The 24,600-nt window shown below is 61.1% G+C and carries 26 protein-coding genes and 1 tRNA gene; 20 read left to right on the top strand and 7 right to left on the bottom strand.

Annotated features, from left to right (window positions below):
- Nucleotides 1-51: 51 nt before the first annotated feature.
- The 4 genes from AC1Q67_RS19940 (at nt 52) to argC (ending at nt 3,691) form a co-directional block, all read left to right on the top strand.
- Entirely contained in the window at nt 52-570 is a 519-nt protein-coding gene (locus tag AC1Q67_RS19940; protein ID WP_492236641.1) for a DedA family protein, read from the top strand.
- Between the two features lie 168 nt (nt 571-738).
- Nucleotides 739-1,728 (top strand): MBL fold metallo-hydrolase, encoded by a 990-nt coding sequence (locus AC1Q67_RS19945; protein ID WP_492236640.1) that lies wholly within the window; start codon nt 739-741, stop codon nt 1,726-1,728.
- 224 nt (nt 1,729-1,952) lie between these two features.
- The gene (locus AC1Q67_RS19950) at nt 1,953-2,636 is read left to right on the top strand and encodes an FMN-binding negative transcriptional regulator (RefSeq protein WP_024577589.1); all 684 of its coding nucleotides are present in this window, start codon (nt 1,953-1,955) and stop codon (nt 2,634-2,636) included.
- On the top strand, nt 2,633-3,691 hold the full coding sequence (gene argC, locus AC1Q67_RS19955; RefSeq protein ID WP_492236639.1) for an N-acetyl-gamma-glutamyl-phosphate reductase: 1,059 nt from the start codon (nt 2,633-2,635) through the stop codon (nt 3,689-3,691). The genes AC1Q67_RS19950 and argC overlap by 4 nt, the downstream gene beginning before the upstream one ends.
- Before the next feature lie 70 nt (nt 3,692-3,761).
- Here argC and AC1Q67_RS19960 read toward each other — a convergent pair whose 3' ends face one another.
- A complete protein-coding gene (locus AC1Q67_RS19960; RefSeq protein ID WP_425994110.1) occupies nt 3,762-4,160 on the bottom strand; it encodes an MAPEG family protein in 399 nt (132 codons plus the stop codon).
- 156 nt (nt 4,161-4,316) lie between these two features.
- Entirely contained in the window at nt 4,317-6,134 is a 1,818-nt protein-coding gene (locus AC1Q67_RS19965; protein WP_492236638.1) for a PHA/PHB synthase family protein, read from the bottom strand.
- A 318-nt stretch (nt 6,135-6,452) separates the two neighbouring features.
- On the opposite strand from AC1Q67_RS19965, the gene AC1Q67_RS19970 reads away from it, so the two are divergent.
- From AC1Q67_RS19970 to recJ, 7 genes are all read left to right on the top strand, one after another.
- The gene (locus tag AC1Q67_RS19970; RefSeq protein WP_051358566.1) at nt 6,453-6,701 is read left to right on the top strand and encodes a hypothetical protein; all 249 of its coding nucleotides are present in this window, start codon (nt 6,453-6,455) and stop codon (nt 6,699-6,701) included.
- A 220-nt stretch (nt 6,702-6,921) separates the two neighbouring features.
- Nucleotides 6,922-8,139, top strand: a complete 1,218-nt coding sequence (locus AC1Q67_RS19975; protein WP_024577823.1) for an LL-diaminopimelate aminotransferase — start codon at nt 6,922-6,924, stop codon at nt 8,137-8,139.
- A 23-nt stretch (nt 8,140-8,162) separates the two neighbouring features.
- Nucleotides 8,163-9,485, top strand: a complete 1,323-nt coding sequence (locus AC1Q67_RS19980; RefSeq protein ID WP_492236637.1) for a homoserine dehydrogenase — start codon at nt 8,163-8,165, stop codon at nt 9,483-9,485.
- A 54-nt stretch (nt 9,486-9,539) separates the two neighbouring features.
- Nucleotides 9,540-10,538, top strand: coding sequence for a class II fructose-bisphosphatase (gene glpX / locus AC1Q67_RS19985; protein ID WP_024577825.1), 999 nt, complete (start codon nt 9,540-9,542; stop codon nt 10,536-10,538).
- Between the two features lie 13 nt (nt 10,539-10,551).
- Nucleotides 10,552-11,001: a GNAT family N-acetyltransferase gene (locus tag AC1Q67_RS19990; RefSeq protein ID WP_492236636.1), complete on the top strand. Its 450-nt coding sequence runs from the start codon at nt 10,552-10,554 to the stop codon at nt 10,999-11,001.
- A gap of 8 nt (nt 11,002-11,009) precedes the next feature.
- Nucleotides 11,010-11,720: a haloacid dehalogenase type II gene (locus AC1Q67_RS19995; protein WP_492236635.1), complete on the top strand. Its 711-nt coding sequence runs from the start codon at nt 11,010-11,012 to the stop codon at nt 11,718-11,720.
- Between the two features lie 57 nt (nt 11,721-11,777).
- The gene (gene recJ / locus AC1Q67_RS20000; protein ID WP_492236634.1) at nt 11,778-13,619 is read left to right on the top strand and encodes a single-stranded-DNA-specific exonuclease RecJ; all 1,842 of its coding nucleotides are present in this window, start codon (nt 11,778-11,780) and stop codon (nt 13,617-13,619) included.
- Between the two features lie 83 nt (nt 13,620-13,702).
- Here recJ and AC1Q67_RS20005 read toward each other — a convergent pair whose 3' ends face one another.
- The 3 genes from AC1Q67_RS20005 to efp form a co-directional block, all read right to left on the bottom strand.
- On the bottom strand, nt 13,703-14,938 hold the full coding sequence (locus AC1Q67_RS20005; protein ID WP_492236633.1) for a lytic murein transglycosylase: 1,236 nt from the start codon (nt 14,936-14,938) through the stop codon (nt 13,703-13,705).
- Between the two features lie 63 nt (nt 14,939-15,001).
- Nucleotides 15,002-16,714 (bottom strand): M23 family peptidase, encoded by a 1,713-nt coding sequence (locus tag AC1Q67_RS20010; protein ID WP_492236632.1) that lies wholly within the window; start codon nt 16,712-16,714, stop codon nt 15,002-15,004.
- A 22-nt stretch (nt 16,715-16,736) separates the two neighbouring features.
- The gene (gene efp, locus AC1Q67_RS20015) at nt 16,737-17,303 is read right to left on the bottom strand and encodes an elongation factor P (RefSeq protein WP_492236631.1); all 567 of its coding nucleotides are present in this window, start codon (nt 17,301-17,303) and stop codon (nt 16,737-16,739) included.
- Between the two features lie 138 nt (nt 17,304-17,441).
- Between efp and epmA the strand changes: the two genes are divergently transcribed.
- Genes epmA through AC1Q67_RS20035 form a run of 4 tightly spaced genes read left to right on the top strand, consistent with a single transcriptional unit; the run spans nt 17,442 to nt 20,053 of the window.
- Nucleotides 17,442-18,494 (top strand): EF-P lysine aminoacylase EpmA, encoded by a 1,053-nt coding sequence (epmA, locus tag AC1Q67_RS20020; protein ID WP_492236630.1) that lies wholly within the window; start codon nt 17,442-17,444, stop codon nt 18,492-18,494.
- Nucleotides 18,491-19,561: a lysine-2,3-aminomutase-like protein gene (locus AC1Q67_RS20025; protein WP_492236629.1), complete on the top strand. Its 1,071-nt coding sequence runs from the start codon at nt 18,491-18,493 to the stop codon at nt 19,559-19,561. The genes epmA and AC1Q67_RS20025 overlap by 4 nt, the downstream gene beginning before the upstream one ends.
- The gene (locus AC1Q67_RS20030; RefSeq protein ID WP_492236628.1) at nt 19,562-19,759 is read left to right on the top strand and encodes a hypothetical protein; all 198 of its coding nucleotides are present in this window, start codon (nt 19,562-19,564) and stop codon (nt 19,757-19,759) included.
- Nucleotides 19,760-19,801: 42 nt separating this feature from the next.
- The gene (locus AC1Q67_RS20035; protein ID WP_492236627.1) at nt 19,802-20,053 is read left to right on the top strand and encodes a hypothetical protein; all 252 of its coding nucleotides are present in this window, start codon (nt 19,802-19,804) and stop codon (nt 20,051-20,053) included.
- Between the two features lie 18 nt (nt 20,054-20,071).
- Here AC1Q67_RS20035 and AC1Q67_RS20040 read toward each other — a convergent pair whose 3' ends face one another.
- Nucleotides 20,072-20,644 (bottom strand): HdeD family acid-resistance protein, encoded by a 573-nt coding sequence (locus AC1Q67_RS20040; RefSeq protein WP_492236626.1) that lies wholly within the window; start codon nt 20,642-20,644, stop codon nt 20,072-20,074.
- A gap of 87 nt (nt 20,645-20,731) precedes the next feature.
- The gene (locus tag AC1Q67_RS20045) at nt 20,732-21,505 is read right to left on the bottom strand and encodes a cyclase family protein (protein WP_024577836.1); all 774 of its coding nucleotides are present in this window, start codon (nt 21,503-21,505) and stop codon (nt 20,732-20,734) included.
- Between the two features lie 211 nt (nt 21,506-21,716).
- Between AC1Q67_RS20045 and AC1Q67_RS20050 the strand changes: the two genes are divergently transcribed.
- From AC1Q67_RS20050 to paaB, 5 genes are all read left to right on the top strand, one after another.
- Nucleotides 21,717-21,791: transfer RNA gene (locus AC1Q67_RS20050), tRNA-Glu, on the top strand.
- Nucleotides 21,792-21,894: 103 nt separating this feature from the next.
- Nucleotides 21,895-22,044, top strand: coding sequence for a hypothetical protein (locus AC1Q67_RS20055; protein ID WP_192817729.1), 150 nt, complete (start codon nt 21,895-21,897; stop codon nt 22,042-22,044).
- 199 nt (nt 22,045-22,243) lie between these two features.
- On the top strand, nt 22,244-23,137 hold the full coding sequence (gene paaX / locus AC1Q67_RS20060) for a phenylacetic acid degradation operon negative regulatory protein PaaX (RefSeq protein WP_492236625.1): 894 nt from the start codon (nt 22,244-22,246) through the stop codon (nt 23,135-23,137).
- 57 nt (nt 23,138-23,194) lie between these two features.
- Nucleotides 23,195-24,187: a 1,2-phenylacetyl-CoA epoxidase subunit PaaA gene (paaA, locus tag AC1Q67_RS20065; protein WP_492236624.1), complete on the top strand. Its 993-nt coding sequence runs from the start codon at nt 23,195-23,197 to the stop codon at nt 24,185-24,187.
- Between the two features lie 16 nt (nt 24,188-24,203).
- Complete coding sequence (gene paaB / locus AC1Q67_RS20070) at nt 24,204-24,491, top strand: 1,2-phenylacetyl-CoA epoxidase subunit PaaB (RefSeq protein WP_006020444.1); 288 nt, start codon at nt 24,204-24,206, stop codon at nt 24,489-24,491.
- Nucleotides 24,492-24,600: the final 109 nt, after the last annotated feature.

A 24,600-nucleotide genomic window follows, 5' to 3' on the forward strand; every position in this document is an offset into this window, starting at 1 on the left:
TCGAAATGAGGGGGAACCGGCAGATTCGATAAGCCGGATTTGGGATTTCGCATGACGTTCGAGGAAATGACCCGCGGGCTCGCTGAGTTTGTCCGCGACCATCAGATGTGGGCAATGCCCATTGTCTTCGGGCTCGCCTTTGCGGAGTCGCTGGCCTTTCTCTCGCTTATCATTCCAGCTTGGGGCGCACTGGTTTCCATCGGTGCGCTGATCGGTGTTAGCGGAATCAACTTCTGGCCGATCTGGATCGCTGCGGGACTCGGCGCGGCATGCGGCGATTGGCTGTCGTACTGGATTGGAGTGAGATTCCACGACCGCATTGCCCACATGTGGCCGATGTCGAGCTTTCCCGACATGCTGCCGCGCGCGGAACGCTTCATGAAAAAATGGGGCGTGCTCGGTATTTTCATCGGCCGTTTTTCCGGACCTCTGCGCGCAACCGTTCCCCTGGTCGCGGGCGTTGTGGAAATGGAATACTGGCATTTCCAGTTCGCGAATTTTACTTCGGCGTTCGTGTGGTCCGCTCTTTTGATGGCGCCCGGAATCATGGGCGTCAAAATGCTCATGTGACAGCGCATTTCAAAACTATTCGTGATCGGGAATAGCTGTCGCGCACCGGTGTTAAATTGACGCGCCGGTTGTCGTGTGTGGGTGTGCTGCGAATGATTTGCAACAGGACGGCACGCTAACGACCGCGAAACAGCGGCATTCTGAATTTCATGAACCGGGAGAAACACGATGGATTTGACACGACGTCACGCACTGGCTGGCGCTGCTGCTCTCACTGCGGCTCCGCTGTTGTCCTCCAATCCCGCGAAGGCCGCAGCACCCGTTGCCGGCAAGCAGAACGCTAGCTTCTACCGCTACAAGGTTGGCGACGCCGAAGTGACGGTGGTTTCTGACGGGGCCCTCACATTTCCGCTCGCTGACAACTTTGTGACGAACGCAAAGAAAGAGGAGGTGAATGCCTCGCTCGAAAAAGCATTTCGCCCTCGCGACTCCGTCACGGTCTATTTCGGACCACTCGTGATCAATACGGGCGGCAAGCTGGTGGTTATCGATACAGGCAACGGACCTGCTGCGTTCGCAAGCAGCAGGGGCTCCGCCGGCCAGTTCGCCAGCAACCTTGCGGCCGCCGGGATCGATTCCAAGGCCATCGACATGGTGGTGATTTCGCATTTCCATGGCGACCATGTGAACGGATTGCTCACCGCCGACGGCCAGCCGGCATTTCCGAATGCCGAAGTGCTCGTTCCGTCTGTCGAGTGGAAGTTCTGGATGGACGACGGCGAGATGAGCCGCGCGCCGGCGGGCCGCATGGAGGGCCTGTTCAAGAACAACCGGCGCGTCTTCGAGACCGGATTGAAAAAGAAGGTCACGCCCTATGAGTGGGGCAAGGATGTCGCGCCCGGCCTGCTCGCAGTCGAGACCATCGGCCACACGCCGGGTCACACGTCGTATGTGCTGTCGTCCGGCGCGGACAAGGTGTTTATCCAGTCGGATGTCACGAACATCCCCGACCTGTTCGTGCGTAATCCGGGCTGGCAGGCATCGTTCGACCAGGATGGGCCCCAGGCCGAAGCCACCCGGCGCAAGGTCTATGACATGCTCGCGGCGGACCGGATGCGTGTGCAGGGCTTCCACTATCCGTTTCCGGGGCTCGCCAACATCGAGAAGGACGGCTCCGGCTATCGCTGGGTACCGGCCCCGTGGAACCCGTCGATCTGACGGCAGATATTTCCTTGACGGAGAATGGGCGCGGACCTATATCCGCGCCCATGATTTTGAGCGCAACCATCATCGCTGCCCGCCGCCGCCGCATTCTCGCGGTATGGGCGGTTGATTGCGTTTAAGATCACCCCTCGTGCCGCCGGAGACAGTCCGCGGCACGCTTTGCTCCCCAAACACGCGGTTTGATCTCAGGCGGCTCCTCGCAGAAGCAGGAGTTTGCAATGTATGTTCCACCCGCCTTTCGAGTTGACCGCGCTGCCTGCCTCGCGTTCGCCGCCGCACGCGGGTTCGGATTGGCCTGCGCTCACGACGGCCGGAAGCCGCTCGCGTCGCCGGTGCCGTTCCATATCGAGTATGGCAGCGACGGTACGCCGCTGGTCTGCTTTCATCTCGCCCGCCACAACCCGCTGATCGGTCTCGCCGATGGCGTGACGCCGTGGCTGTTCGCCGTGAGCGATGCAGATGCCTATGTGTCGCCAGACTGGTACGTTTCGCCCGATCAGGTGCCGACATGGCTCTATGAAGCGGTTCATATGACAGGTCCGGTGCGGGTAATGACGGGACAGCAGCTGCCCGATCATCTGAGCCAGGCCAGTGCCCGGTTCGAAAATGATCTTGCGCCGAAGCGGCCGTGGACCATGGACAAGATGTCGGCGGGACGGCGCGAGGCCATGATGAAAGCGATCGTGGGGCTGGTTATGGCGGTCGAAAATGTCGAGGGCAGTTTCAAACTGAACCAGCATAAATCGGATGCAGACCATGTTGCGGTGACACGCGCTTTGGCCTTACAGAAGTCGGCGAGCGCGCAGAAACTGTCGGCTGCGATGCGCGCCATGCGCCCGCAGGCTTTTGCCTCCATCGAAGACGAAACGTTAAGCACTGTGCACGAAGGGATCGCGCCATGAGCACGAAGAAGAAAATCGGCATCCTTGGCGCCTCCGGATACACCGGGGCAGAACTCGTGCGGCTGCTGCTGCGTCATCCCCGCGTGGAGATCGCGGTCCTGACGGCCGACCGGCGCGCCGGGCAGATGATGGGCGACGTGTTTCCGCAATTCGCGCCATATGATCTGCCGCGGCTGGTGACAATCGATGAGGTCGATTGGGCCAAGGCCGGACTTGATCTGGTGTTCTGCGCGTTGCCGCACGCCACCACGCAGAAGGTACTGAAGGACGTCTTCGCGAAGGCGCCGGATATCAAGATCGTCGATCTGTCGGCGGACTTCCGGCTGGAAGATCCGGCCGCCTATGCCAAGTGGTACGGTCACGAGCATCACGCGCTCGAAATTCAGAAGGAAGCCGTCTACGGGCTTGTCGAAGTCTACCGGCGCGACATCAAGAAGGCCCGCCTGGTCGCCAATCCCGGCTGCTACACGACCTGCGCCCAGTTGCCGCTGATCCCGCTGCTGAAAGCCAAGGCGATCGAGCCGGATGAAATCGTCATCGACGCGAAGTCCGGAATGACCGGAGCAGGGCGCTCGGCGAAGGAAGAGATGCTGTTCTCGGAGGTCTCCGAGGGTTTCAATGCTTATGGCGTCGGCCAGCACCGGCATATGGCTGAACTCGATCAGGAATTCTCAAAGGCCGCCGGCAAGGAGGTCGTCGTATCGTTCACGCCGCATCTCCTCCCGATGAACCGGGGAATCTTCTCGACGATCTATGTGCGGGGCCGCAGGGGAAAGATCGCGCAGGACCTTCACGAGATTCTGGTGAACCAGTACGAGAAGGAGCCGTTCGTTCACGTTTTGCCGTTCGGCAAGACCCCGCATTCGCGGCATGTGCGTGGCTCGAATATGACCTTCATCGGCGTGGCGGCGGATCGGATCGCGGGACGGGCGATCATTGTTTCGACGCTCGACAATCTCACCAAGGGTGCGTCGGGGCAGGCGGTGCAGAACATGAATCTGGTGCTCGGCTTGCCGGAGACGATGGGCATCGATCAGCCGCCGATGTTTCCGTAAGTGAGGCGCAGCGGGCAATAAAAAAGGGACGGCGATGAGCCGTCCCTTTTTTTGTCTCGTCGAATTCGGATCAGAGGATTTTGAAGATCGCGAGCGCCAGCATGGCCTGGGCTGCAAAGCCGATCAGGAATGTCAGCGTGCGCAGAACAGGCACGCCGAGCGTGTACACGATGAGATGGGCAACGCGCGACCAGAAGTAGACGGCGCACGCAAGCACGGTCCATTTGCTCGAATAATCGATAGCATTGAGGATCAGGACCAGCGGGGCGAACACCACGAGGTTCTCGACGGCATTGTCGTGTGCAAAGAGCAGACGGTTCGCCCATTCGGCGAGCGGCTTGTCGTTGCGCGACGGATTGGCCATTGCGCCGCCGAGGCCGCGCACCTGGCAGCGGTTGAGAACGTAGGGCACCCACAGCAGGCCGGTGAAAATAACGGTCAGCGTCAGCCAGAACAGTTCACGTGTCATCGACGTTTGTCCTTCCAATCTTGCAAGACCTGCCCGGAGGCGGGTGGAAATGCATTCATCGTCCCGTCATGGTACGGGACGAGTCGACGAAGCAAATAACGTGTGAAGTCATAGACGATTGGCGATGCGAGGCCAACGCCGCGGCAGACGTTATGCTCAGGCGCGGACCCGGACATAACTTCCCGGTGCGTCTTCAATGGCTTCCAGAGGTCCGCTGCCAGGAATGCGGGCGGGCACCTGCTCGGCGTCGATCGACTCGAGCCACGATCGCCAGTCCGGCCACCAGGACCCCTTATGCTCCTGCGCATCCTTGATCCAGTCGGCGAGGGTGACATCGCCGATGCGGTCGTTGGTCCAGTACTGGTATTTGTTCATCTCCGGCGGGTTGACCACGCCCGCGATATGACCTGAGCCGGCGAGGACGTATTTGACCGGGCCGCCAAAGAATTGCGAGCCGTAAAGCACGGACTCGGCCGGCGCGATGTGATCTTCCTTGGTGGCGAGATTGTAGACAGGCACCTTCACCTTGGAGAGATCGAGCTGGGTATTGTCGATCGCCATCGTGCCGGTGGACAGCCGGTTTTCGAGATAGCAGTTGCGCAGATAGAACGAATGGTTCGCCGCCGGCATGCGGGTGGCATCCGAATTCCAGTGCAGCAGATCGAAGGCGGCGGGCTCCTTGCCCTTCAGATAATTGCTGACCACGTACGACCAGATCAGATCGTTCGAACGAAGCATGTTGAAGGCCATCGCCATCTTGCTGCCTTCGAGCACGCCAGCCCTGTTCATGTCGCGTTCGAGATTTGAAATCTGGCTCTCGTCGACGAACACCAGCAGATCGCCTGCATGGGTGAAATCGACCTGCGCGGCCAGGAAGGTCGCCGAGGTCACGCGCACCTGACGCTTTTCCGCAAGCCATGCCAGCGTCGTTGCGAGCAGCGTGCCGCCGACGCAGTAGCCCATGGTGTGGACACGCATTTCGCCGGTGGCTTTCTCGATGACGTCCATCGCCGTCAGCGGGCCTTCGCGCATGTAGTCTTCGAAGGTCTTGCCGCCGAGCTTCTTGTCGGGGTTGACCCACGAGATCAGGAACACCGTGATGCCCTGATTGACGCACCACTGAACGAACGACTTCTCGCGATTCAGATCGAGAATGTAGAACTTGTTGATCCAGGGCGGCACGATAAGCAGCGGCGTGCGGAGAACGGTTTCGGTCGTCGGCGTGTACTGAATGAGCTGCATCACCTCGTTCTGATAGATCACCTTGCCCGGCGTCAGCGCGAGGTCCTTGCCGATCTCCAGATTGGCCGCGGACTGGCGGATTTTGAGCGTTCCGTGACCGGCCTCGATATCCTCCGCCAGCATCGTCATGCCGCGGACGAGGTTGTCGGCATTGCTCGACAGCGTCTGGCGCAACACTTCCGGATTGGTCAGCACGAAGTTAGACGGCGAAATCGCGTTTGTGACCTGCTGAACGTAAAATTCCGCCTTCTTGCGGGTATGCGGATCGAGGCCGTCGGCGTTCTTGACCAGATCGTTGGCACACTGCGTAGTCAGCAAATAAGCCTGCATCACGAAATCGAAAAACTGGTTCGATTTCCACTCGGGGTCCTGGAAGCGCTTGTCGCGCGGCGAGGGATCGGCAGCGCGCGATGTCGCCTCGCCGGACAGGCGGCGTGCGGCGCTGGTCAACAGATCCAGGTAGGCCTTGCCCAGCTTCGCCTGAACGCTGGCAGCGCGGTCCTTGTCGGAGAGCCAGTACTCCGCCACGGACGTGAACGTCTTCACCAGCTCATTCAGCTCGCCCGGCGGACGATCTTTGGCTTCGCCGTTTTCGCGAGGCTTCAGATAGGCGGAGAGGGCGCGGCCGCTTGATTCAAGAGCACGCGCAAGATTTGCGGAGAAGGCTTCCGGATCGAAGCTTTTCGCGGCGCCGGAGTCTCCGGACTTGGTGCTTAGCAGAGTGTCACTCATCGCTTGCTTCTAAACTCTTGTTTCAAACCGCGAACGCTGTGAGTTCGCAACATCATCATGGCATAGTTCGGATGGGCCTGCTGATTTGCATGTGCTGCGCTGCGACATGATTAATACTTCGGTCATATTAGGGCCTCATGAACGCGATCTGCTTCGCAGCGGCTGTTGGTCGGGAGTTAACGCTTTCCGCCGATGCTGAGTTCAGATCGCCTGCATTTCACAGAGCAGGAATCGTGCCGATTTAAATCAGGGGACGCGACAATTTCTGTGCGACGCCACACGCATCCGCTTCGGCGCTCACCGGTTTGGGCGGGCGTGATGCTGCTCGGCATTGCGCTGGGCGGTTGCGCATCCACGATCGCTGATGCGCCCCTGGTTGGGCTGCCCGCCAACACGCCTGCGCGGCCCGCGGCCCCGGCCGAATATCTCCCCGTGCATGATATTCCTGCTCCACGGCAGGAAAGGGTGCTGGATCAGGCCCAGCAGGACAAACTGGAGAAGGATTTGCTGTCAGCCCGGGACAGGCAGGCGTCCGGTGCCCAGGCCGCCCAGCGGCGCAGCAATTAAGATTTGCACTTCGCCGCAACCCCCGGTTGGTGCTAAAAAGACCACGATTCAATCGCAAAAATGCAAATTCTGGTGCGGGGTCCCCCGCATTGCGCTCGAATCCGCTTAATATGCTGAAATTCCGCGTCTTCTAACCGCCGTACCGAATTCCACTTCGGTGCAAAACACGTTACTGATCTCGTCGTTATCGCCGGTTTTACCGGCTTTCGGAGCCCAACCCATGGAAGAGTTTTACCGTATCCGTCGTCTGCCGCCTTACGTGTTCGAGCAAGTCAACCGGGCCAAGGCGGCCGCGCGGAACGCCGGGGCCGATATCATCGACCTTGGCATGGGAAATCCGGACCTCCCGACGCCTCCGCATGTGATCGAGAAGCTCAAGGAGACCCTCGGCAAGCCGCGAACCGACCGGTATTCGGCGTCGAAGGGCATCACCGGCCTGCGCCGTGCGCAGGCCGCCTATTACGAGCGCCGTTTTGGCGTGAAGCTCAATCCGGAAACCCAGGTCGTCGCGACACTTGGTTCCAAGGAAGGCTTTGCCAATGTCGCGCAGGCGATCACGTCACCGGGTGACGTGGTGCTGGTACCGAACCCGAGCTATCCGATCCACGCCTTCGGCTTTCTGATGGCGGGGGGTGTGGTTCGCTCTGTTCCTGCCGAGCCGACGCCGGAGCTGTTCAGCGCGCTCGAGAAAGCGATCATTCACTCGATCCCCAAGCCTATCGCGATGATCGCGTGTTATCCGTCAAATCCGACGGCCTATGTCGCGTCGCTTGATTTCTACAAGGATCTGGTCGCGTTCGCGAAGAAGCATGAGATCTTCATTCTGTCCGATCTGGCCTATGCAGAGCTGTATTTCGAAGGCGTGCCGCCGCCGTCGGTTTTGCAGGTGCCGGGCGCGATCGACGTCACCGTCGAATTTACCTCGATGTCGAAGACATTCTCCATGGCCGGCTGGCGCATGGGCTTTGCCGTCGGCAATGAGCGGATCATTGCGGCACTGACCCGTGTGAAGTCGTACCTCGACTATGGTGCGTTTACGCCGGTGCAGGTCGCTGCGACCGCAGCGTTAAACGGTCCGCAGGACTGCATCAAGGAAATGCGCGACACCTACCGCAAGCGCCGCGACGTGCTGGTGGAAACCTTTGGCCGGGCAGGCTGGGACATTCCGCCGCCCGCGGCTTCGATGTTCGCCTGGGCGCCTCTGCCGGAGAAGTTCCGCGAGGTCGGCAGCATGCAGTTCGCGACGCTGATGGTGGAAAAATCCGGTGTCGTCGTGTCGCCCGGCGTCGCCTTCGGCGAGCATGGCGAAGGCTATGTCCGCATCGCGATGGTGGAAAACGAGCAGCGTATTCGCCAGGCAGCCCGCAATATCCGGCGCTTCCTTGAAACTGGCGTTGAATCGTTGCACAACGTGGTTCCGCTCGCCAATCGGCGATAATTTTCCGGCAGGTTTTCAGTAAGATGGTCGCACCACTCAAGGTGGGTATTGCGGGCCTCGGCACCGTGGGTGCCGAGGTAGTCCGCCTGATCGAAAGTCAGGGCAGGGCCTTGTCGACGCGGTGTGGCCGTGGCGTCAAGGTTGTCGCTGTATCCGCACGTTCGAAAGCAAAGAAGCGCGGTCTCGATCTGCGCGGGATCGAATGGGCAAAGAACCCGCTGGCCCTGGCCAGTGATCCGAAGATCGATTGCTTCGTCGAACTGATGGGCGGGGCCGGCGAGCCGGCCCTGTCGGCGATCGAAGCGGCGCTCCGGAACGGAAAATCGGTGGTCACCGCGAACAAAGCGCTGATCGCCAAGCACGGATCGCGCCTTGCTGCGCTGGCGGAAAAACACGGGGGCGCGCTGAACTACGAAGCCGCAGTTGGCGCGGCAATTCCCGTCATCAAGACGCTGCGCGAAGGCCTTGCCGGCACCGACATTCATCGCGTCTACGGCATTCTCAACGGCACGTGCAATTACATCCTGACGCGGATGGAACGCGAAGGATTGTCGTTCGCGGAATGCCTGAAGGATGCGCAGCGGCTCGGATACGCCGAGGCCAATCCATCGTTCGACGTGGACGGACACGACACCGCACAGAAGCTCGCCATTCTCGCGAGCCTCGCATTCGGCACCAAAGTCAATCAGAGCGCTGTCTACGTCGAAGGCATTTCATCGATTGCGCCGGAAGATCTGCGCGCCGCCGAAGAGCTTGGCTATCGCGTCAAGCTGCTTGGCGTCGCGGTGCGCACCGAGTCCGGCATCGAACAGCGCGTGCATCCGACCATGGTGCCGAAGTCATCCTCGATCGCGCAGGTGATGGACGTCACGAACGCCGTGACCATCGACGGCGAGGGAATTCCGCCGATCACGCTGGTGGGCCCTGGCGCCGGCGGTGCTGCGACCGCCTCTGCCGTGCTTGCGGATATTGCGGATGTGGCGCGAGGAATTCACGCGGCGCCGTTCGGGCGGCCGGTCGAGAAACTGAAAACCACGACCAAGGCGCCGATGAAGCGCCATGAGGGCGGTTATTACATTCGCCTGATGGCGCGCGATCTTGCGGGAACTGCCGCGACCATCGCGACGCGTCTTGCCGAGCAGAAAATTTCCATTGAATCGATCGTCCAGCGTCATCCTGATGGCGCAGTCGAGCCGGTAAATACACGCGGCAAGCCATCCCCGGTGCCGGTCATCCTCATCACGTACGCAACCACTGAAGATGCGGTGCGCCAGGCCCTGCATGCCGTCCAGCAAGATCGGGTGATAACCGGCCGTCCGCAGGTCATCCGCATCGAAAAGAACTGATAGGGTCCGGTCAGCCGGGTCCATCGCCACGTTTGTTGTCTTGGGAGTTAGCCTATGTCCGTTACGATTTCCGTTCCGCCGCAGCTTCTGCTGGAACGCATTCTCACACTCGAAATCGTTCGCGTGACTGAGCGCGCTGCGGTGTCCGCCGCACGGCTCCGGGGCCACGGCAACGAAAAGGCTGCCGACCAGGCTGCGGTGGACGCCATGCGGCGCGAACTCAACAAGATTCCAATCCAGGGTACGGTGGTGATTGGCGAGGGTGAGCGCGACGAAGCGCCGATGCTGTTCATCGGCGAAAAGGTCGGCTCCGACGCCGGTCCGGAAGTTGATATCGCTGTCGACCCGCTCGAGGGCACGACCCTTTGCGCCAAGAACATGCCGGGCGCGATTGCGACCATGGCGATGGCGGAGGGCGGCACGCTTCTGAATGCGCCGGACGTCTATATGCAAAAAATTGCGGTTGGTCCGGGTTATCCTAAACACGTGGTCGATCTCGACGCACCGCCAGCCGAGAACATCCGCCGTCTCGCCCGTGCCAAGGACGTTCATCCGTCGGCGATCACTGCGTTGGTGCTGGATCGTCCGCGCCACGCCGATATCATCAATGCGATCCGCTCCACCGGTGCGGCTGTTCGCCTGATTACCGATGGCGACGTTGCCGGCGTCATCCACACCGCGGATCCCGACAACACCGGGGTCGATATCTACATGGGCACTGGCGGCGCGCCGGAAGGCGTGCTGGCTGCGGCTGCGCTGCGCTGTATTGGCGGCCAGATGCAGTGCCGCCTTATTCTCGATACCGGCGAGAAGCGCGAACGCGCGACCAAGATGGGCATCCAGGATCACAACATGGTCTATGGCATCGAGGACATGGCGCGCGGCGACTGTCTGTTCGCTGCAACCGGCGTGACCGATGGTTCGTTGCTGTCGGGCGTCAAGTTCCGCAAGAATGTCATCGAGACCGAGACCGTCGTGATGCGCTCCGTGACCGGTACGGTCCGTATCATCAAGGGCGAGCATCGCCAGTTCGAGAAGTTCCACCTCGACTAAGCAGGGAAATCCCATGACCGAGCGCGTTGTCATCCGGCTGCTTCGCGTGGATGAGCGCGAGGCGTGGGAGCCGTTGTGGGACGGCTATCTCAAGTTCTACAAGGCCTCGGTTCCGGCCGAGACAACGGCTGTGACGTGGCAGCGGTTTCACGATGACGCTGAGCCGATGTATGTGCTTGGCGCGTTCGTCGACGGCAAGCTGACGGGCATCGTCCATTTCCTTTACCATCGTTCGTGCTGGACCGTCGGCAACTACTGTTATCTGCAGGATCTGTTTGTGAACGAAGGTGCACGCGGCCACGGTGTCGGCCGCAAGCTGATCGAAGCCGTCTACGAGAAGGCAAAGGCCGACGGCGCGAGCAGGGTGCACTGGCTGACCCAGTTCGAGAATGCGCGTGCACAAATCCTCTACGATGAAGTCGCCGACCGGTCGGGCTTCATGCAGTACCGCAAGATTTTCTGAGAGGTCCGATGTCCGAGATCAAGGCGCTGCTGTTCGATGTCTTCGGTACTGTAGTCGACTGGCGGACCAGCCTGATCGATAATTTTTCCGCGTGGGGCAAGGCAAAGGGCCTCAAGGGCGACTGGACTGCGCTGGTCGACGGCTGGCGCGCCGCGTACATGCCGTCGATGGACGAGGTCCGCAAGCATCCCGAGCGCGGCTTCGTGATCCTTGATGATTTGCAGCGGCAGTCGATCGAACCGCTGGCTGCGAAGCTGGGCATTACCGGGTTGACCTCGGCCGATTTCGACTATCTCACCCGCGGCTGGCATAGCCTCAATCCGTGGCCGGACAGCGTCGGCGGCCTGACGCGCCTCAAGACGAAGTTCATCATCGGGCCCCTGTCCAACGGCAACGTCGCTCTTCTGACCAACATGGCGAAGCACGCCGGTTTGCCGTGGGATCTTGTGCTGAGCGCGGAGGTCTTCGGTCATTACAAGCCCGACCGAGAAGCTTATCTGGGCGCGGCGAAGATTCTGGGTCTGACGCCAGGTGAGGTGATGCTCGTAGCCGCGCACAACAACGATCTCGAGGCGGCGCAGTCATTCGGCCTGAAGACCGCATTCGTGCCGCGCGTGACGGAGTATGGTCCGCACCAGAACCGCGATTTCAAGGCTGATGGAAACTGGGATTACGTGGTTAAGGATTTCAACGATCTGGCCGACAAGCTCGGCTGCTAGGTCGATTACGGCGAATCATTGAACGCTGACGCTTCGTGCTTACCTGCGGAAGGCATCATGACGCTCCCTGCATCCGCATTGCCTGTTGAGGACAGTCCCGCTTTTCTCGGCGTGAGGCAGTCTGCGACCGGCCGTGCGTGGCGGGATCGGCTCGATCCGCGCGGCACGGCGAAGGCGCTGGCCATTACGCAGCGCTATCAGGTGCCGGAAATGCTGGCGCGGATTATCGCCGGGCGCGGCATCGACATCGATGCCGTTGAGGATTTTCTCGACCCGACCATCCGCAAGCTGCTGCCTGATCCGCTCACAGTTACCGAGATGGAAGCTGCGGCGAAGCGCATCGCCGACGCCGCCTCGCGCGGCGAGAAGGTCGCGATCTTCGGTGACTATGACGTCGACGGCGCGACCTCGGCGGCACTGCTGACATGGCATCTGCGCCACTGTGGACTGGATCCCCTGATCCATATTCCCGACCGCATCTTCGAAGGTTACGGCCCCAATGTGGAGGCGGTGCGCGGTCTCGCGGGCAGGGGCGCGACGCTGCTGGTCACGGTCGATTGCGGGACCACGAGCATCGAACCGCTGGCGGAAGCCAAGCGTCTCGGCATGGATGTGGTGGTGATCGACCATCACCAGTGCGGTGACGAGCTTCCGGTTGTCGATGCATTGGTCAATCCCAATCGCCCCGATGATCTGTCGGGGCTCGGACATCTCGCCGCAGTCGGCCTTGTCTTTGTGACGCTGGTTGCGGTGAACCGCGAACTGCGCGCCCGCGATTTCTGGAGTGATGTCCGGCCCGAACCCAATCTGCTGGATGCGCTCCATCACGTTGCTCTAGGCACCGTCGCAGACGTGGCGGCGCTGACTGGTCTCAACCGCGCCTTCGTCGCGAAGGGGCTGATCGCCCTGCGCCGCCGCGATCATGTCGGTCATACCGCGCTGATGGACGTTGCGCGGCTCAGCGGCCCGCCGGAAGCCTGGCATCTCGGTTTCATGCTGGGGCCGCGCATCAATGCCGGCGGCCGTATCGGGCAGGCGGACCTCGGCGTGAGGCTGCTTCTGGAAGGCGATATCTCGGAAGCGGCGCGGATTGCCGCCGAACTCGATCGCCTCAACACCGAACGCCGCGTCATCGAGCAGATGGCCGAGGCGCAGGCCGAGGCCGAGGCGCTGGCGTCGCTTGGTCTGGACGACAAAGGTTCGGTGATTGTAACTGCGTCCGAGGGCTGGCATCCGGGCGTGGTCGGTCTTGTGGCGTCGCGACTGAAAGAGAAGTTTTCACGTCCCGCATTCGCCATCGCGCTGGAGCCGGGCGGGATCGGCACCGGATCGGGCCGCTCCATTCCCGGTGTCGATCTCGGCAAGGTGGTGCGCGAGGCGGTGCATGAAGGGATTCTTCTGAAAGGCGGCGGCCACGCCATGGCGGCGGGCGTGACGCTGAAGAAGGAGCGGCTCGCGGAATTCCGCGCCTTCGTCGAGACTGCGCTCGCAGCGACGGTGGCGGATGCGCGGCACGCAAATGAGTTGTTCATTGACGGGGCCGTCAGCGCTCGCGCGGTGACGACTGATTTTGTGAACACCATGAACCGCGCGGGTCCGTTCGGGGCGGGCAATTCCGAACCGCTGATTGCACTGCCGTCACATCAACTGGTTTTCGCGGATGAAGTCGGGCAGGCGCATCTGCGTCTGCGCTTCAAGTCGGGCGACGGCGCGTTCGTCAACGGGATTGCATTTCGTTCGATCGGCCAGAAGCTCGGCAATGCGCTGATCGAGAATCGCGGTCAGTTGCTGCATGTCGCGGGATCGCTCACGGTTGACCGCTGGCAGGGCTCCGAGCGCGTGCAGATGCGTGTGACGGATGTGGCGGTACCCGATCCGGGACCGAACGTTATTCGATAATCTCGTCGTTTGCGAGGAGCGCTTGCGACGAAGCAATCCATTCTTCAAAGGTGGATGCTTCGCTTCGCTCGCAATGACAGGAACTACGACCCCTGCCGCAGCCGCGCCAGCACTTTCAGTCCGGCATAGCCGTCAGCGGGCAGCAGTCCCGTTTTGGTTTGGAAATCCTTGACGGCCTTCATGGTGTCGTTGCCGACGCGGCCATCGGTACCGCCGGTGTCGAACCCGGCGTTGGTAAGGCGTGTCTGGACTTCCTGCACCTCGGCGAGCGTCAGCGCGCGCTCCGATCCGGGGAAGGGCTGTACGAATGGCCCGGCACCGAGAATCCGGTCGCCGAGATGCACAATGGCAAGCGCATAGTTCATCGAGGGGTTGTAGCTCTTCACCGCGTAGAAGTTCGGGCCGAGCAGGAAGGACGGTCCGCCCTGCACAGGCACCCATAATTGCGCCATGTCTGTAGGACGTGGAAACGGTTTGCCATCCGCGCGGCTGACGCCTGCCGCCGCCCATTGGGCGTAACTCTTGTTGCCACTGCCGCCGCTCGCGCCTTTCACCTCATAGCCCCAATGCTCGCCGCGTCGATATTTGCCACGGTTGACGAGATAGCGCGCGCTGGAGCCGAGAGCGTCGTCTGGGCGCCCAAAGGGCGAGACCCGCCCGTCGCCGTCATAGTCGAATCCGACATTGAGCCAGACCTCCGGCATCCATTGGGTGTGCCCCATCGCGCCGGCCCACGAGCCGCGCATTTCCTCCGGCGTGCTCCAGTGCTTGTCGACGATACGCAGCGCGTTGATGAGCTCGGTTTCCCAATAGGCTTTGCGACGAGGCTCGTTCCACGCCAGCGCGGCGAGCGAAGGAAACACCGGCCGCATATGGTTCTGCTGCACCAGCGGATCGCCATACGCCGTCTCGACGCCCCACAGCGCGAGCAGCGTGCCGCGTTCGACGCCAAAGTCCTTTTCGATCCGGCTGAACAGAGCGTTGTATTTTTGAAGCGCGACCTTTCCCGCGGACAAACGCCAGTCTGAGACGCGGCGGTTGATGTACTGCCAGAGCTGCTCGTTGAACTCGGGCTGCTTGCGCATCTTCTCGAACACGCTCATGTCCGGCTCAACCCGGCTGAGGCAACGAATATAGGTGCCCTCGGAAATGCCGCGTGCCAGCGCGCGGGCGCGAAAGCCCTCACGCCATTGATCGAAACCAGGCGGGGCTGCGAGAGCCCGAAGCGGATTGGCGATCAATGCGCCGGCGCCAATCGCAGAGCCAAGCAGCGTTCGCCGCGTCAGAGAGGTCGCCCCCGGAGAATCTTTTTGCGTCATGCAGCCAGTCTAGCGCGGCTTTGGTAGCCGGGCCAAAGGCCAAACTGCCGCGGAACCGGATACCTAGCGGCCTTCGCCTTCCTTGATGGCACCTGCCGGAAGCTCTGCGGGCGGCAAGGCATGCGCCATCGCCGGCGCCTCCGGCGGCGGCTGGATGAATTCGCGGCCACGCCCGCCGATCAAGCGCTCGTACGATGAGATCAGCGTGACGTAGGGATTGACCCAGAGCCAGCCGTCGCGTGTGAACACCTGCACGTCGAAATGGAGATGGTTGGTCGTTCCGCCGGGGCGATCCTGATAGTTCGAGACCACGCCGATCTTTTCGCCTTCGCTGACGCGCCGTCCATGCAGGACGCCGTCCGCATCGAGCCGGGCGGGGTTCATGTGCATGTAACGGAAACGGATGTGTTCGTTGCGCGTGTTGACCAGCAGAAATGCCGCCTGTTGCCTGGGCGACCTGATCAGCACGCCGTCGCGAACCGCGACCGTCGCAAACAGGTCGGGGATACAGCGATCCGCGCCATCGTTGCGCAGGTGACAGGACGAGGGGCGGATATCCTGGCCCTGATGGCCCATGCCATTGGCGCACTGTCCGACCTCGAAGTCGCGCGTCTCGCAAAAATTGTCCTGCCAGGGGTAGCTGTAATTCTCCTTGGCGGATTCATCGAATACCAGCGGCTTGTCGTTGCGCCTGCAGCGGTACTGATCACCTTTCGTTGGCGCGAATGACACCCGCCCCGTGAGGTTGCAGTCGCCCCAGTTCATGAAGGATTGCGAATTGGCGAACGCCGGAGCCTTCTCAATGGGAAACCGGATCTGCGAGTAAACGGTAAAGTCCTCGTGGCCGCCCTGTCCGCGATATCCGCTGTTGGCGATGATCTCGCCCGGGGGGCGATAGGTGAAATCCGCCGAGTATTCGATCGGACGCTCCGAGACATATGAGGCGATGTTCGAACGTGGATCGCGGGGCGTGCCGCCAGCGATCCGCAAGGCCTTAAGGAACCGTTCGGCGACCGGCGAGGCCTCACGGCAGGACAGACGCCGGCTGCGCGCAACGCTATCGAGGCATTGAATCGATACCACGTAGGGAACGCCGAAGCGCATAAACGCATAACGCACATAGCCTTCGCGGATCACGCGGCGAAGGTTCGGATATTGCGTGGCCAGTGATTTTACCTGCTCGCCTTTGCCAGCCAGAGGGTCGCTGATGTCATAGGTCAACAGCGATGCGGTGATCTGGACCTCGACGGGCTCCAGATACACACGAGACGGCATGTTGTCGCCGGCGCCCCGGTCGAGCAGGAAGACAGCGTCGTAGCCGGCTAAGCCGGCCTCGAACATGCTGGCGGCCCGGAAACCAGCCTGATAACGCGGGATCAGAAGGTTGATTGCGCCGCCTTGGCGATCCGCAAGATAGAGTGCGCTATCGAACGGCAACAGGACCGGGACGGGACTGAGTTCGACCCCGGAGAAAATAGGCGATGTGACCGCATTGATCTGCGAGATCGCCGTAATGCGCTGTGCATTGAACTGCGACGGCTGGTTTCGCGACGGGAAGTTGAAGTTATCGACAGCCACCAGCTGTGAGTCGATCTCGGTCCTGAGCTGATTGACGGCCGCTGGCCAGTCCGGCGTGACGAACGAAATCGCGGGCGTTTTGAATTCGGCGGCGCGAGTGGGGTGAGCGAGGAGGTACAGCGAGGCAACGAACAGAAAAAAGCACCAGAGCTTCCCCGATGCGTTTCTTCCGCCTGTAACTGCTCCCGCTGCCCTCAATACATCCTCGCGAGATCTGCCCTTAGTCCTTGGCGCGCTCGACGTAAGAACCGTCTTCCGTCAGGACCACGATGCGCGTTCCCGTGCCGATGTGCGGCGGAACGCCCGTGCGGATACCGTTGGAAAGAATGGCCGGCTTGTAGGAGGAGGACGCGGTCTGTCCCTTGGTCACCGGTTCTGTCTCGACGACCTCAAGAGTGACACGCTGCGGCAATACGATCGCAACTGCATTGCCTTCGAAAATCGAAAGCTTCACGGTCATGTTTTCCTGCAGGTACGGTGCCTGCGTGCCGACCACGTCCTTCGGAACCAGAAGCTGATCGTAGTTTTCGTTGTTCATGAAATGGAAGCCGTCGGCGTCTTCGTAGAGATAATTGAAGTCGCGGTCTTCGACGAATGCGCGCTCGACCTGATCGGTGGTTTTGTAGCGCTCGGACACCTTGGTGCCGTCGCTGATTCGGCGCATTTCGATCTGGCTGACCGGGGTTCCCTTGCCGGGATGGATGTTCTCCGCACTCAGAACGACATATAGCTTGCCGTCCTGCTCAATGATGTTGCCCTTGCGGATCGAACTGGCGATGACTTTCACAGATAGGTTTCCTAATGTTCAGGGCCGGTCGCGGCGCCGGAACGGCGCTTCAGGGTCCGGCAAGGCAGTTTCGGGCCGCAACATACCGATTTGGACCGGTAAAGCCAGCATTTTGCTGCGGAATCGGGCTTTTCGCCCATGAGTATAGACCAGGAATCCTCCCCTTGGTGGACACCCGGCCGCCATGTGGACCGCAAGCCGTTTTTGCAGGCGCGCAGCGCGATTTCCCGCGCCCTGAGGGACTGGTTCGAGGACGAGGGATTCGTCGAGGTCGAAACCGGAATCCTTCAAAAATCGCCCGGGAACGAGACCCATCTCCATGCCCCCGCGGCGGATCTGACCTCGGCCTCTGGCGAGAAGTCGAGATACTTCCTTCGGACGTCGCCTGAATTCGCCTGCAAGAAATTGCTGGCGGCGGGAGAGAAGCAGATCGTGGAGTTCGCCCGGGTGTTCCGGGATCGCGAGCGCGGTCCACTGCATCTGCCGGAATTCACGATGTTGGAATGGTATCGCGCCAACGAGGGCTATGAGGCGGTGATGGCCGATACGGTGGTCGCCATTGCGCATGCCGCTCAGACCACCGGGATCGGCACGTTTTCGTTCAGGGGAAAGGTGGCCGATCCGTTTGCCGAACCGGATCTGCTCACCGTCGCCGATGCGTTCATGCGCTTTGCGTCGATCGATCTGCTCGCAACGATTCCTGACGGACGAGCCAATCGCGAGGCGCTGTCCGCTGCGGCGGCGAGTCATGTCCGCGTCACCGATGACGACACCTGGTCGGATATCTTCAGCAAAGTGCTGGTCGAGCATGTCGAACCACATCTGGGGCAGGGCCGCTTGACCATCCTCTACGAATACCCCGCGCCGGAATCGGCCCTGGCGCGGGTCAAAGCATCCGATCCGCGTGTCGCGGAACGATTTGAAGTTTATGCCTGCGGTGTGGAGCTTGCGAACGGATTCGGCGAACTGATCGATGCGCAGGAGCAGCGCGCGCGCTTCACCGCGGCGATGGACGAGAAGGAGCGCCGCTACGGCGAACGCTATCCGCTCGATGAGGAGTTTCTCGCCGCGATGGCGCAGATGCCGGAGGCCTGCGGCGTGGCGCTGGGCTTCGATCGCCTCGTGATGCTCGCAAGCGGTGCGACCCGGATCGATCAGGTGGTGTGGACACCGCGGGAAGGTGACGCATGACCCGTCGCGCTATTGCAACCTTGCGAACCGCTGCGGACCTGATTGAGCATGGACTTGCCCCGTCCGAAAACTTGTCCGAACTGGACAAAGTCGCCGCGCGTTACGCCGTGGCGGTCACGCCGGATGTCGCGGCGCTGATTGATGCGTCGGACCCGAACGATCCTATCGCGCGCCAATACGTTCCATCCGCCGACGAACTGGTCACGCTTCCGAGCGAGAACGCCGATCCGATCGGGGACCATACGCATTCGCCGGTCGGCGGCATCGTGCATCGCTATCCCGATCGCGTGCTGTTCAAGCTGGTGCATGTCTGCGCAGTGTACTGCCGGTTCTGCTTCCGCCGCGAAATGGTGGGACCGGGGAAGGAGACCGCTCTTTCCGACGATGTTTATTCAAAGGCGCTGGATTACATTCGCGCCCATTCGGAGATATGGGAAGTCATTCTGACCGGCGGCGATCCGCTGATGCTGTCGGCGAGGCGGCTCAAGGAAATCATGGCGGATCTTGCCGCCATCAATCACGTCAAGATCATCCGCATTCACACCCGCGTGCCGGTCGCCGATCCCGGCCGGGTCACTGACGAGACTGTCGATGCGCTGAAGGCGATGGGCGCGACGACATGGGTCGCGTTGCACGCCAATCATCCGCGTGAACTGACGGGGGATGCTCGCACTGCCTGTGCGCGAATGATCGACGCCGGCATCCCGATGGTTAGCCAGTCAGTGCTGCTGCGCGGTGTGAACGACAATGCTGCGACGCTGGAGGCGCTGTTGCGCAGCTTTGTCGAATGCCGCATCAAGCCGTATTACCTGCATCACGGCGATCTTGCGCCGGGTACGGCTCACCTCCGCACCACGCTTGAGGAAGGGCAAAAGCTGATGCTGTCGCTGCGGGGGCGTGTGTCAGGCTTGTGCCAGCCCGATTATGTGCTCGATATTCCCGGCGGTCATGGCAAGGCGCCGATAGGACCACAATATCTGTCACAGGCGGGTGAAGGCGGGCACGACCGGCGGTATCGTGTCGTGGATTACTGCGGCGACGTGCACCTTTATCCGCCACCGGAATAGATGACCGAGCCCGAACCTCCTGAAAATGACGGCCATCGCGGCGTTGAAAACGCTGTGATGCTCGGCTTTTTTGTCGTCCTGGTCACCGCAGGTATTTGGCTGCTCGGATTGATGGCGGATATTCGCAAGACACAGGATTGTGCGGCGCAGGGCAGACGTAATTGCGCAACGATAGAAAATCCCTCTCATTCCCGGTAGACTACACCCACGCTGAGGAATCGTTACTGGTGGAGGTGTGATATGAGGAAATCCATCCCGATCGCCATGATGGCGTTGCTGTTAGCGGCGTCAGGCGCAATGGCTCAGAGCAAAAGCGGGACGACGACCGGTCCCTCTGCGACAACGAGCTCGGGCAGCGTTCCCCCGGCACCCGTCGGACATCGTCAGCCGCGTGCGAGCGATGTGCCCTCCAATCAGGAAAAGAACTACACCGAGTCCGCTGAGGACAAGGCGCTCGATCGCAAGATCAAGAGCATTTGCAGAGGCTGCTAAATTCGCAGCCTCTGAGCATCACATATTTTTCGCCGCGAGCGCCATTCCGATCAGGGATGTGCCGCCGAAGACGAGATTGATGCCGACCAGCAATCCGATGGCCCATGCAGCTGAACCGGGAAGCCCGGCAATGATCAGTGCGGCCACCACAAGATCAACGAGACCGGACACCAGCAGCCATCCCCAGCGGCCGGACAATTCCTTGCGGTGGGCGAGGGCGTACATGATGGTGGTGATGCCTTCGGCAATGAAATAGGCGCTGACCACGAGGGTGAGCGTCAGCGTTCCCGCTACGGGCTGAACGATCAGGATGATGCCGGCAGCAAGCGCAAGAACTGCGGAGAGCAACGACCACCAGAAGCCGGGCATGTCGCGCGTGGTGAACGTCAGGTAGAGACCCACGGCGCCGCTGATCAGGAACAGCCAGCCCAGGAAGATCGTGACCGCGATGCTGGCGATAAGCGGGATCGCAATTGCTGCCATTCCCAGGATCACCAGCACGATGCCTTCGATCAGGAAGGCTTTCCAGTTTGCCTTAACTGCTTCTCTCATCTGCGATTGGAGCCGGGCGACATCCTCAGGCATCGTCATTGATGATCTCCATTCCTGATCCGGTCTCACCGGCCCGCTCAAGACTAGTCCTGCGGCGGGCTGGTTGTTAAGGGCCTTTCGTTTCACTCAATCCAGAATGGCTACAGCTCTCGTCCAGCCGGCGGACGCGCGTTCGATCTTCACGGGGAAGCAGGACACAGTGAACCCCGTCGAGGGCAACTGCTCAAGATTGTGAAGTTTTTCGATGTGACAGTACCCGATGTGACGGCCGGCCTTGTGGCCCTCCCAGATCAGGCTGGCGTCCTTCGTCTCGGCATACTTCTTCGCGGTGTAAACGAACGGCGCATCCCAGCTCCAGCCGTCGATACCGGTGAGGCGCACGCCGCGCTCCAGCAGGTACATCGTGGCTTCGTATCCCATCCCGCATCCGGAAGTGACGTAGTCCTGCTGTCCGTACTTCACGCCGGCGCTGGTGTTGACCACGACGATCTCCAGCGGCTTGAGGGTGTGCCCGATGCGCTTGAGTTCGTTCTCGACATCGGCGGCGGTGGCGACATAGCCGTCGGGGAGGTGGCGGAAGTCGAGTTTGACGCCGGGCTGGAAACACCACTCCAGCGGCACCTCATCGATGGTCCATGAGCGCTCGCCGCGATTCATCGTCGGATGGAAGTGATAGGGCGCGTCGAGATGAGTGCCGTTGTGCGTCGAGAGGTTGACCTGTTCGACCGCCCAGCCTTGACCGTCGGGGAGGTCTTCCTTCTTCAGGCCGTCGAAGAAGGACAGCATGCGCGGCAACCCCTGCTGGTGATCGATGTACTGGATCGTCGGATGGCCGCCGGGGGGATCCGCAGGCACGTCGTTCTGGAGGGGGACGGAAATGTCGATCAGCTTGCGGGTCATGTGTCTGGCTCCGGCGGCTTTGCCGGACAGTCCCGGCAGGCTTTCGGCCGAGTGTGCATGAAGTTGCGGAGAGCGCTCAAGCGGGGTATCTCGCGGCTTGCCGCAGCCGCGAAACGCCATTATACGTTCCCCCGCGTCGGCCAAATTTCCTCGGGGGTTGGGTCCGGCGTTCGCCCCAACATTGCTAACCTGTTGGTTTTGCGCGACTAATGCTCCCTTCGTCTATCGGTTAGGACGCCACCCTTTCACGGTGGAGAGAGCGGTTCGATTCCGCTAGGGAGCGCCACTTAATTCCATGTCACCACTAGCAACGTGAAATCTGCGATCTCGCGGAACCGTTTGGTCCTGCCCGCCATTGTCTCTTCCGGGAGGCTTCATTGGAGGCTGCGATGGCTGACCACTGGCAACAAATCCACGTAAGTCCCGCCGAGCATATCGGTACCCCGGGCCTTGAGGATGCCGCTTATATAGCAAGCTGGGCGCTGAGCGGCGCCGCTGTGCTGGGCGTCGTTCTGCTGGTTTGGCATTTCCACATCTGAACGCGGCTGATGGGCCGTAAAGGCGCTCCGCGATGCGGATATGAGCCTGTGCCTGTAGTTAATGTTTTAGATAAGCTGGCTTATTTATTGGATTAAGAGTCGTCAGCAGCGAGAGTATTCATCTTCCTTTATGACTCGGGCGCAAGTCGCTTCCATCCGGGGCTCGCCCGCCCGATGGAATGCACTATGCTGCGTTTCCATGAGTCACCCTTCGCTTTCCCGTATCGTCAGCCGGTTCAAACGCGAGCCTTCGCGCACCGGTTCTCTCATCATCACGTTCTATGGCGATGCCATTCTGCCGCGCGGCGGATCGGTGTGGCTTGGAACGCTGCTCCAGTTCCTGGACATGCTGGGGACCGACGGCGGCGTGGTCCGTACGGCTGTGTCCCGTCTTGCCGCCGACGGCTGGCTGGATCGGGACAGGGCTGGCCGGAAGAGTTTCTACAAGCTTGCAAAGAGCGGGCGTGAGCGTTTCGAGACGGCCGTGGAGCACGTCTACAATCCACATCCGTCGAATTGGGCGGGGCGCTTTGAGCTCCTGCTGATCGGAAACGGCGCGGACCGCGAGGCGTCGCGATCGGCGTTGGCCGAGGCCGGCTTTGGAAGTCCGATGCCCGGTGTCTGGGTCGCTCCCTCGGACGCCCCCGTGCCATCCGTTGTCGAAGGTGCGATCCGGCTTGAAGTTTCGGCTGACAACGCGACGGGACGGCAGCTGGCGGCCGCGAGCTGGTCGCTGGAGCGGACCGCGGAATCGTATCGTGAGTTCGTGAAGACGTTTGCGCCGCTCGAAGGCTGGATCGGCGGTGCCGACAAGATCTCTCCCGCGGACGCCATCCTCGCGCGGATCCTTCTGATCCATCACTACCGGCGGGTGATCCTCCGCGATCCTCTGCTCCCCGCCGGCCTGTTGCCGTCAGCCTGGCCGGCTCTCGAGGCGCGCCAGCTTTGTGCGAGGCTCTATCAAGCCTTTCTGCCGGCTTCAGAATCCTGGCTCGACGCCCATGGCGAAAGTGCCACCGGCCCGCTGCGTTCCCCGGGGCCGGAACTTCGCCGCAGGTTTTCGGATGTCCAGCGCGATATGTTACAAAAATAACTTGATGAGTTATTTTTGTGTTATATATTGGCTGGTGTCTCCTAGGAGGAAACGGCGATGTACACGCAAGCACTCAATGCATCCGAAGGTGAAGTCATTCACGTTGAGGACGCGGAGCGTGCAGCGCAATTTCAGGCGCGCATTGATGCCGACGACCGGATCGAGCCGAACGACTGGATGCCCGCCGCGTATCGCAAGACGCTGACGCGTCAGATTTCCCAACACGCCCACTCGGAAATTGTCGGCATGCTGCCCGAGGGCAACTGGATCACCCGTGCGCCGACGCTGCGCCGCAAGGCAGCGCTGCTGGCCAAGGTGCAGGACGAGTGCGGTCATGGGCTCTATCTCTATGCTGCAGCTGAAACGCTTGGCTCCTCGCGCGAAGAGCTTGTCGATGCGATGCTCGCTGGGAAGGCGAAGTATTCATCCATATTCAATTATCCGACGCCGACCTGGGCCGATATCGGCGCCATCGGCTGGCTGGTCGATGGCGCGGCGATCATGAACCAGATTCCGCTCTGCCGCTGTTCGTATGGTCCTTATGCGCGCGCCATGATCCGCGTCTGCAAGGAAGAGTCCTTTCATCAGCGCCAGGGCTACGAAATCATGCTGACGCTGTCGCGCGGCACCGAAGAGCAGAAGGCCATGGCGCAGAGCGCGCTCGATCGCTGGTGGTGGCCGTGTCTAATGATGTTCGGTCCGCCGGATCAACTTAGCCAGCACAGCGACCAGTCGACGGCATGGAAGATCAAGCGGTTCTCGAACGACGATCTGCGCCAGAAGTTCGTCGATGCGACCGTGCCGCAGGCGCATTATCTCGGTCTCACGATTCCGGATGCCGATCTCAAGTGGAACGAGGAGACCAAGCACTGGGCGTATGGCGAGATCGACTGGAACGAGTTCAAGCAGGTCCTGTCGGGTAACGGCCCGTGCAACCGCGATCGCATGGCTGCGCGCCGCAAGGCGCACGACGAAGGCGCATGGGTCCGTGAAGCCGCGGCTGCCTATGCGAAAAAACAACAGGCGCGCCGCATTGCGGTTGCGGCGTAATCGGCTGGAGGCTGTCATGACCACTCAGAACACCCAGCTTTGGGAAGTTTTCATCCGCAGCCGTAACGGCCTTGCGCACAAGCATGTCGGCTCGCTGCATGCGGCTGACGCGACGCTGGCGCTTCAGGCGGCGCGCGATATCTACACACGGCGCGGCGAGGGACTTTCGATCTGGATCGTGCCGTCGAATGCGATCATTGCGTCCGACCCGTCCGAGAAGGGGATGATGTTCGAGCCGGCAATGTCGAAGATCTACCGCCATCCGACGTTCTACGACGTGCCCGACGAAGTCGGCCATATGTGACACGGCGTATTGGCGCACGCGTCATTGCGAGGAGCGAAGCGAAGCAATCCAGCTTTGAGACGCTCCATACATGGATTGCTTCGCTTCGCTCGCAATGACGAGCGGATTT

It is taken from the genome of Afipia sp. GW823-FHT06G09 (assembly GCF_058794875.1).